Below are 4,152 nucleotides of genomic sequence, written 5' to 3'. Positions count from 1 at the left end.
TTATTTGCTATGGGGTGACTGTCTCTAATCACCAAGGCCGACTGATGCCGACTGCCCCGGCCTTGGCCAGGTCGCGGATGGTCCAGTTGAGTGCTCCGCGAGCCATCCTGCACTGGGCTGGTGTCAACTGGTGTCTCCAGGGCTCCTAGGACTGGCCCGTCGGCGGTGGAGCCTCGGCTTCCAGGGCCTCCGCCTGGCGCACGATATAGAAGATGGCACCGGGAGTGCAGCCATATTCGCGGGCCAAGGCCGACAGCATAACGCCGGCACGCCGCCTTTCCAATATCGAGGCCCACGCCGACCGCGGGATGTGAGCACGCACTTTGCGGGTGCCGGTATCGCTGCCGGCGGCCCGCGGGAGTCGCTTATCACCATCGCCGGTTACCCCCTGGGAGAGGACGTCGACCGGCGGCTTCTGGGTCTTCTGGGTCACAGGAAGCCTTTCTTCAGGCGGACGGCTGTGAGCGCGAGCCCAGGCGGGCGATGCGCAGCAGGATTAAGGCGACGCCTACGGCGATCATGATCCTGGATATCCATCGTCCGACGACGAAGGATTTCACAGAGACGGCCCCCATCATGTACCCCAGGGCCTTACCCATGGCGTCGGCAGGCGAGTCGGCCTGGACAACATCGGGCGCTCCGGAAAGGTCCGGTCCGGCGGGCGATATGATGGAGCCCATGTAGAGGCTAGCGATCCCCAGAAGCACCATCATTCCTCCCGGGCCGAGGAAGGACAGCAGAGCGACCAGCGCGTTGTTCTTCTGCTCCGTGGTGGTGCAGTGCCAAGCGATGGAAATGAGAAGGAAATAGAGGAAAACGCCGATCATCGCTGACTCCATGGTCGTCGCCCGCGCGGGGCTATGCTGAAGGGGTTGGATGGCTGATGAGCTGATCGTGGTTATAGGGGATGGCGGGCGTTAGATGGAGAAGATCGACCCGGGTGAAAGAACCATATACGGTGAAAATAAATCATGGTAGCTTTTTTTCAAAATATGGGTATCCCTCCATTTTTAGTGTCCCCCAACGCATAAAGTGGCCATCCAACGCACCAAATGGCCAAACTTCCATCACATAAAGTGGCCAACCGTTGAAATTGCTGGGGAATTTTGGGGCGCGCGAGGAGGGGGTTGGGATAATTTATGCACACCAAAAACGCTGCCGGACGTGAAGGTCGGGTCAACCGGGTTGCGCTTCTCCGGGGTGGACAGAGGTGGCCCCGGAAAATCGGACAGGGTGCTAAGCTAATCCCGCTCTGAGGAAGGACGGGTTTTATGGGCAAGGTTACCAGGAGACGGTATTCGGCAGAGTTCAAGTCGAAGGTCGCGCTTGAGGCGATCAAAGGGGATCAGACACTGTCGGAACTGGCGGCCAAATACGAGATCCACCATACGATGATCGCGCAATGGAAACGCCAGGCGATTGACGGGATGGCGGCGACATTCTCCAGCAAGTCGGAACCAGTACCGCCTGCCAGCGAGGCGGAGATCGAGAAGCTGCACGCGAAGATCGGGCAGTTGCTGGTGGAGCGGGATTTTTTACGGGATGCCTCTGTTCGCTTGGGCTTGATCAGAGGCGTGAAATGATTGAGCCGCGCCGCCCACGCCTGTCGATTGTCCGGCAATGCGAATTGCTGTCGGTGAACCGGTCGGGGGTCTACTACCGCCCGGCGCCGGAGAGTTCGTTGAACCTGACGCTGATGCGACTGATCGACGAGCAGTTTCTGGAGACGCCCTATTACGGGGCCCGGCAGATGGCGCGCCATCTGCGGCGCTTGGGCCACGCTGTTGGCCGCAAGCGGTTTGGTCGGTTGATGGCCAAGATGGGACTGGCGGCGATCTATCAGAAGCCGAAGACCAGCGAGCCCCATCCCCAGCACCCGGTGCACCCGTATTTGCTGAGAGGACTGGCGGTCGACCGGCCCAATCACGTCTGGTGTTCGGACATCAGCTACATTCCGATGCGCAAGGGTTTCCTGTATCTGACGGCGATCATGGACTGGGCGACGCGCAAGGTCCTGGCCTGGCGACTGTCCAACACCATGGATGCCGATTTCTGTATCGAGGCGTTGGAGGAGGCCCTGGCCCGCTATGGTGCGCCGGAGATCTTCAACACCGACCAGGGCAGCCAATATACCAGCCCACGCTTCACCGGCGTGCTGAAGGAACGAGGCATCCGGATCAGCATGGACGGCCGCGGCCGGTGGATGGACAACGTCTTCATCGAGCGGCTGTGGCGATCGCTGAAATATGAGTGCGTCTATCTCCACGCCTTCGAGACCGGGTCGGAACTGCGGGCCGGGTTGACGAAATGGATCAGCCACTACAACGCCCAGCGGCCCCATTCGGCGCTGGCTGGACGGACACCCGACGAGGCGTATGATCAGTCCGGGCCGCCGCCCCTGCCGGGGTTAACCCCGGCAGGGGCGGCCATCAGCACCGGTGATAAAATGGCGGCGTAACACCATCCGAGATTAGCTTATCCAAGCCGCCAAACTGTCCGAACAAACGGGGCCACCTCTCTGATCGTCACCGCCAAGATGAACGGCGTCGACCCACAAGCCTGGCTGGCCGACGTCCTCGCCCGCATCGCCGCGCACCCAGCCCACAGGCTCGACGACCTGCTGCCGTGGCGCTGGACACCCAAGGCGGCGGCGACATCCGCCGTGGCGGCCTGACGGTGCAGGTCAACAAGGTCCATCACGTCCAGACCATCACCCGCGTCGCCCAGTTGCTCGGCGAGGACGAGGACTGGCTATGGGATGTCGCTTCCGAAATGGACCAGGAAGACGGATTGATCTGGGTCTACGGCCCGGGCGAACAGACCGTCATGGCCTTCACCGACTTCGGCATCGAGACGCTTATCGATTTGGTCCAGATCCACAAGGACAATCCCGGACTGCTCAAGCGATGGATCGCGCCCGAATAGCCAGCCTGTGGCCTACGCCGCATGCTTACAGCGGACCGCAGCCCTGGCTGAACTGCGGTGCCACCAGGCTGGCCTTTCGGAAATGGCCAGGGGTCGGCGCTGGAGGTGGAGATTGTTGCGCTAAGGGATAACCCGCCAGGAACGAGTGAGGCTCGCCATTCACGCCTGGGCGGCTGGCACTTTTACGTTAGGATAGCATAAGTCCATCGTCGATTGGTTGTTCCGATCATGCTCCACCTGAACGCCTCGCTGCTACCGCCTTATTTTCCCGCCCGGCTGGGAACGCCGGTTCAGCGGGGGCAACTGGACGGGGAGGAGGGCGGCTCCCGGCTTCCGCGCTATGAGGCCTGGCGCGAGGGGTTTGATCATGGAATCTTGGCTGAGCGGCCCGAGGCGGCGGTCCTCGACGAGCTGCTCCGCGTTGGGGATGGCCTCACCCTCATCCTGGGCGAGCCGGGCGCAGGCAAGAGCCGGTTGCTGGAGCACTGGGCCGGCCGGACCCGGCCGGCGGCGCCCGGCTATGGTGTCCTGGTGCCTTTGCTGCTTCCCCTGCGTCACCTGAAAGGCCAATCCAGTCTGGTGGACCCGGCCTTGCGAGGACCAGCCCTGGCCGACGCGCTATGGGCCCTGGGCGAGCCCGGGGCCGATGTTCCCACCAACGGCCGGTGCTTCCGCCCCCTGTGGCTGCTGGACGGGCTGGATGAGCTGCCGGCCGATCCGCCTCTGCGGGACTGGCTGAAGCGTCTGCCCTCCCTGCCTGGGGTGATGGTGGCCACCTGCCGCACGGCGGTGTGGCAGGCTGCGGAGCTGGGTTCTGCTCCGCGCCCCCGGCAGATCGAGACCATCATGCCCTTGCGGCCGGGCCGGGAGAGGATAGACTTTCTGCGTCCGGCCCTGGGGCCGAACGCCGAGACGCTGGCGGCCCAGTTGGACGCACAGCCCGCGCTTTCCCCCCTGGCCGGCAATCCCATGTTGCTGCAATTGGCGGCCCTGCTGTGGGCCGAGGACCCCGGCCGGCTGCCGGCGTCGCGGGACCAGTTCTACCGCCGGGCCGTGGCCGCCCTGTGGCACCGGCGGGTGCTACCGGAGGCCCGGGACCGCACCCGCGAGCGCGACCGAGTGCTGGTGCGCCTGGCGGATCGCATGGGCCCTGGCGCGGAGGTGGAAAAGGGGTGCTGGAGGACAGCCTGGACGATACCGGTGCCCCCGAAGTCCTGATGGCCGGGC

The 4,152-nt window shown here is 63.7% G+C and carries 5 protein-coding genes and 1 pseudogene; 4 read left to right on the top strand and 2 right to left on the bottom strand.

The genetic code is table 11. The features are described 5' to 3' along the window. Positions 1–145: 145 nt before the first annotated feature. Both I55_RS35735 and I55_RS06195 read right to left on the bottom strand, forming a co-directional pair. Positions 146–433, bottom strand: a complete 288-nt coding sequence (locus I55_RS35735) for a hypothetical protein (protein ID WP_148293593.1) — start codon at positions 431–433, stop codon at positions 146–148. Between the two features lie 13 nt (positions 434–446). After that, positions 447–827 (bottom strand): hypothetical protein, encoded by a 381-nt coding sequence (locus tag I55_RS06195; protein ID WP_044559629.1) that lies wholly within the window; start codon positions 825–827, stop codon positions 447–449. A 444-nt stretch (positions 828–1,271) separates the two neighbouring features. Here I55_RS06195 and I55_RS06185 point away from each other — a divergent pair. The 4 genes and pseudogenes from I55_RS06185 to I55_RS06175 all read left to right on the top strand — a co-directional run bounded on the left by I55_RS06185 (position 1,272) and on the right by I55_RS06175 (position 4,143). Beyond that, positions 1,272–2,458 (top strand): IS3 family transposase gene (locus I55_RS06185; RefSeq protein WP_252181042.1). Its coding sequence is split into 2 segments (ribosomal slippage): positions 1,272–1,530 and positions 1,530–2,458, totalling 1,188 coding nucleotides; the frame shifts between segments, so codons are not numbered across the junction. A 57-nt stretch (positions 2,459–2,515) separates the two neighbouring features. Next, a pseudogene (locus I55_RS34135) lies at positions 2,516–2,674 on the top strand (transposase domain-containing protein); the annotation flags it as partial. Continuing rightward, complete coding sequence (locus I55_RS06180; protein ID WP_252181041.1) at positions 2,626–2,925, top strand: hypothetical protein; 300 nt, start codon at positions 2,626–2,628, stop codon at positions 2,923–2,925. The pseudogene I55_RS34135 and the gene I55_RS06180, both read left to right, overlap by 49 nt. A 228-nt stretch (positions 2,926–3,153) precedes the next feature. After that, positions 3,154–4,143, top strand: a complete 990-nt coding sequence (locus tag I55_RS06175) for an NACHT domain-containing protein (RefSeq protein ID WP_044559626.1) — start codon at positions 3,154–3,156, stop codon at positions 4,141–4,143. The last annotated feature ends 9 nt before the right edge of the window (positions 4,144–4,152 follow it).

The sequence above is a fragment of the Azospirillum sp. B4 genome (assembly GCF_000333275.1).
In the GTDB taxonomy this organism is placed as follows: Bacteria; Pseudomonadota; Alphaproteobacteria; order Azospirillales; family Azospirillaceae; genus Nitrospirillum.
This window is presented reverse-complemented; position numbering and strand designations above follow the sequence as displayed.